We start from the raw sequence: 3,416 nt of genomic DNA, 5'->3' as shown, positions 1-3,416 counted from the left end.
AGGGGTAGAGAAAAGCTTGGGGAAAAGGGCGTCCGGTTAAACGCGGAATGGGTGTCCGGAATCAGCGGAATACGCACAGATCCCTGCTCCTGCCAGTGTGGCATCAATATTCAAGCGTAGACTGCTAACAGAATATCGTGGTTGATAAGGAATACGGATCGCTTTTTCGTCTTCTTTTAACTCCCAATATGGCAAGCTATTCCCTGATAGTAGCTGATGATTAATCAACTCTTCTGCTTGTTCGGGCTGACCATGTTTTTCGATATAGCTTGGTGATGCCGCTAGCATTAATGGTGATTCAAACAACTGACGCTGAATTAAATGACTAGCATGAGGTGGAGTCGTCACAATCGCAAGGTCAATCTGCTCATCAAAAAAACGCTCTGTGCCTGCGCTAAATTGGATGGTTACAGAAACTTCGGGGTGAAGCTGCATAAACTCAATCGCCATCTTTTGCAGGAAATTATCCGCAAATGGCTCTGGGCAAGAGACTCGGATTTCACCTGTTAATACTGGCTGGCTATTCGAAAACTGCGTCCATTCATCATTTAACTGCATAAATAGAGCAGCGAAGCGTTGGTAGTATTCGTCACCAGCCGTCGTCAGTTGGAACTGCTTTGCATTACGGTGTACCAGTTTTTCTCCCAGTTTATCTTCAAGGCTTGCAACCGCCCTTGAGAACGTTGGGGCCGAAACGTGGGTTTTGAGACTCGCTGCGGCAAAACCACCGCACTCAACAGATTGGCAAAACAGGTAGAGGTTAGAGATATCCTTTGCTTTCATTTGATCACCATTAAGAGTTGTACTCTGAGTTAATCATTCAAATATGAAAGATTCAAGTTCAATGTTGTCTATTTTTGATTGCGGAAATCAGGACTAATATAACCCCATCAGTTAGCCAATCGCAGTCAAGCATAAGAGAGAGCAGCATGAAAAAATTTCCACGTAAGTTCCAGTACCCACTAATGGTTTCTATGGTTCTACCAACTATGCTGCTTAGTATGCCAGCTATCATGGTTGCTAAGACACTACCGACAAACGATGTGTTCTTCGATGCATGGTTAAACGCAGTTTCACAAATGGTGCCATCGGCACTGCTGGTTTTAGCCCTCGTTGCACCAACGGTTCGTCTGTTCGTAACCAAAGTGCTGCTAGAGCCAGAAGTAAAATAAATCAGTCAAGTTAATAAGTTAGAGAATAGGAAAAGAAAATGTGCGAGTTTAAACTACACACTGTTGAGTCAGCACCTGAGAAAAGCAAAGCAATCCTTGAAGGCGCACAAAAGCAAATGGGTATGGTTCCTGGTCTTTACGCAGTAATGGCTGAGTCTCCTCAAATCCTAACGGCTTACACGCAACTACATCAGCAATTCACCAACACATCATTCGACGCTGAAGAGCTAACGGTAGTATGGCAAACCATTAACGTTGAACATGAGTGTCACTACTGCGTTCCTGCACACACTGGTATTGCACATTCAATGAAAGTTGATTCAGCACTGACTGAAGCACTGCGTAACGATGAAGCGATGCCTACAGAAAAGCTTCAAGCATTAAAAGACTTCACTCTCGCGGTAGTACGTGATCGCGGGAATGTTTCAGAGGCAGATTTAGCAGCATTTTTTGCTGCGGGTTACGGTCAGCAACAGGTACTTGAAGTGATCCTTGGCCTATCACAAAAAGTGATCAGCAACTACGTAAACCACGTTGCTCACACCCCAGTAGACAAAGTATTTGAGAAGTTTGCTTGGTCTAAAAAATAGTCCTACGAGCTAGATGTCATCGAGCGAACGAGTAAGTTCGCTCTTTTTTCACAAAACTTCATGTTTGGATGCTGTTCACAACAGTACAACGAGGGAGCATATGGAGTGCAAGAAAACGGGTGTAAAAAAGCCATTTAGATTAGAGGAAATTTGGCGGATTAGGACTCGCTTAGAGCTCAGTAATAATCTGATGGAACTATCTCTTCTTAATCTTGCAATCGATAGCAAGCTACGTTCAAACGACCTATTATCATTAAGGGTGTCAGATGTTTCATCTAACTTCTTAGTATTCAACCGTGTCCAATATGTTCAGAAAAAGACTGGCAATGACGTTCAGTTTGAGATCACTCAGAGAACACAGCAAACGCTGAGCCATTGGATTAAAGACCAAGAGCTTCAACCTAAAGACTACCTTTTCCCAAGCCCACGAAAGCCTAATCAATCTCTAAGCTACTCATATTACCGTCGAATCATTCGGAGTTGGGCACTTGCTTTAGGTCATAACCCTGATCTATATGGAACCCACTCACTGCGCCGAACCAAAGCAACACTGATTTATCAGAAGACCAAAAATATTCGAGCGATCCAGCTTTTGCTTGGTCACACCAAAATTGAAAATACGATCAAATATTTGGGGGTAGAGATAGAGGATGCTCTTCGGTTATCGGAAGAAATTGAGAGCTGATTGACAAGAATTAATTATAACAGGTACACGGATTAGAGCATTGACTCTATCACATTGTTGTCAAGGACGTGCTGACGCCGATCTCGGCAAACACGTCTTTGTGTCCAGAACAGTGCTGGCTGGGTATGTAACATGAAATTGCCCCTTTTTAAGTTAGTTGCGACTGAAGTGGTCTTTGAGCAGTATGTACATTGACTTAATAATTATTATGGGTTCAAGTCGTAGTTAGGATTAGATGAGAAGGGTGAACCTCTGTGAGATTGCTAAAATCTGAATGCTCAACAAAAACTGTCGTCAGTCAAAGACCTAATGCAAGCCTATTTGCATGATATGTCGTCATATACTGGTGAGCGGCCAGATGATAAAGGCTTGTACAGCCTAGGAAAGTACTTTGACCTATATTGGACTGATAAAGACCGCTTTGCTTATCTCTGTCTTAACGACAATGAACCTGTTGGGTTTGCTCTGGTTCGAGAAATTACGACTAACAAATTTTCAATCGCAGAATTCTTTATTTTGAGCTCAAAACGGCGAAAAGGGATAGCAACGCGATTTGCGCAAGAAGTATTTCAACAGCACTTGGGAGGATGGAGTGTCTCGCAACTAGAATCCAACAAATTGGCTCAGTGCTTTTGGCGTAAGGTGATATCAAACTATACTAAAGGCGCCTTCTCTGAAGGCTGGTCATCTTCACAGCCCCTTGGCCCTAAGCAGTTCTTTGATAATAGTAACTTGTAACGCATGTTTGCCCCTTTTCGTGTTTTCCCCAATACCGCTGGCAAACCGGTAAAAGCATATTTGGGTAACTTTTTCTAATCTGTATGTGGTTACAGGTACCAGGTCTTACCTGTATGGACAACCGGAGCGTAACTTGCCGGTCTGCTAGTAACTTCGTAAGCGCCCCACGATCCCACGTGGCGCGCTTTAATAATCGAAGTTCCAAGGAAGCAGCGAGTCGATATCCGGCTC

General features: G+C 43.5%; 5 protein-coding genes. 4 read left to right on the top strand and 1 reads right to left on the bottom strand.

Annotated elements, in window-relative coordinates; genetic code table 11:
- Positions 1–36 precede the first annotated feature (36 nt).
- Entirely contained in the window at positions 37–783 is a 747-nt protein-coding gene (locus ACVA53_RS24820; protein WP_446506613.1) for a LysR family transcriptional regulator, read from the bottom strand.
- A 146-nt stretch (positions 784–929) separates the two neighbouring features.
- On the opposite strand from ACVA53_RS24820, the gene ACVA53_RS24815 reads away from it, so the two are divergent.
- The 4 genes from ACVA53_RS24815 to ACVA53_RS24800 all read left to right on the top strand — a co-directional run bounded on the left by ACVA53_RS24815 (position 930) and on the right by ACVA53_RS24800 (position 3,185).
- Complete coding sequence (locus ACVA53_RS24815; RefSeq protein ID WP_446506612.1) at positions 930–1,172, top strand: DUF2798 domain-containing protein; 243 nt, start codon at positions 930–932, stop codon at positions 1,170–1,172.
- 38 nt (positions 1,173–1,210) lie between these two features.
- On the top strand, positions 1,211–1,762 hold the full coding sequence (locus tag ACVA53_RS24810; protein ID WP_205158337.1) for a carboxymuconolactone decarboxylase family protein: 552 nt from the start codon (positions 1,211–1,213) through the stop codon (positions 1,760–1,762).
- 100 nt (positions 1,763–1,862) lie between these two features.
- Positions 1,863–2,447: a tyrosine-type recombinase/integrase gene (locus tag ACVA53_RS24805; RefSeq protein ID WP_255042241.1), complete on the top strand. Its 585-nt coding sequence runs from the start codon at positions 1,863–1,865 to the stop codon at positions 2,445–2,447.
- A gap of 330 nt (positions 2,448–2,777) precedes the next feature.
- Positions 2,778–3,185: a GNAT family N-acetyltransferase gene (locus ACVA53_RS24800; RefSeq protein WP_446506611.1), complete on the top strand. Its 408-nt coding sequence runs from the start codon at positions 2,778–2,780 to the stop codon at positions 3,183–3,185.
- Positions 3,186–3,416 lie beyond the last annotated feature (231 nt).

The sequence above is a fragment of the Photobacterium sp. DNB23_23_1 genome (assembly GCF_052873815.1).
The sequence above is the reverse complement of the archived record's forward strand: the minus strand, read 5'-3'. Positions and strand labels throughout refer to the sequence as shown.

Coding starts and splice junctions, on each gene's coding strand:
- ACVA53_RS24820 (WP_446506613.1), bottom strand. CDS start 783: ATGAAAGCAAAGGATATCTCTAACCTCTACCTGTTTTGCCAATCTGTT.
- ACVA53_RS24815 (WP_446506612.1), top strand. CDS start 930: ATGAAAAAATTTCCACGTAAGTTCCAGTACCCACTAATGGTTTCTATG.
- ACVA53_RS24810 (WP_205158337.1), top strand. CDS start 1,211: ATGTGCGAGTTTAAACTACACACTGTTGAGTCAGCACCTGAGAAAAGC.
- ACVA53_RS24805 (WP_255042241.1), top strand. CDS start 1,863: ATGGAGTGCAAGAAAACGGGTGTAAAAAAGCCATTTAGATTAGAGGAA.
- ACVA53_RS24800 (WP_446506611.1), top strand. CDS start 2,778: ATGTCGTCATATACTGGTGAGCGGCCAGATGATAAAGGCTTGTACAGC.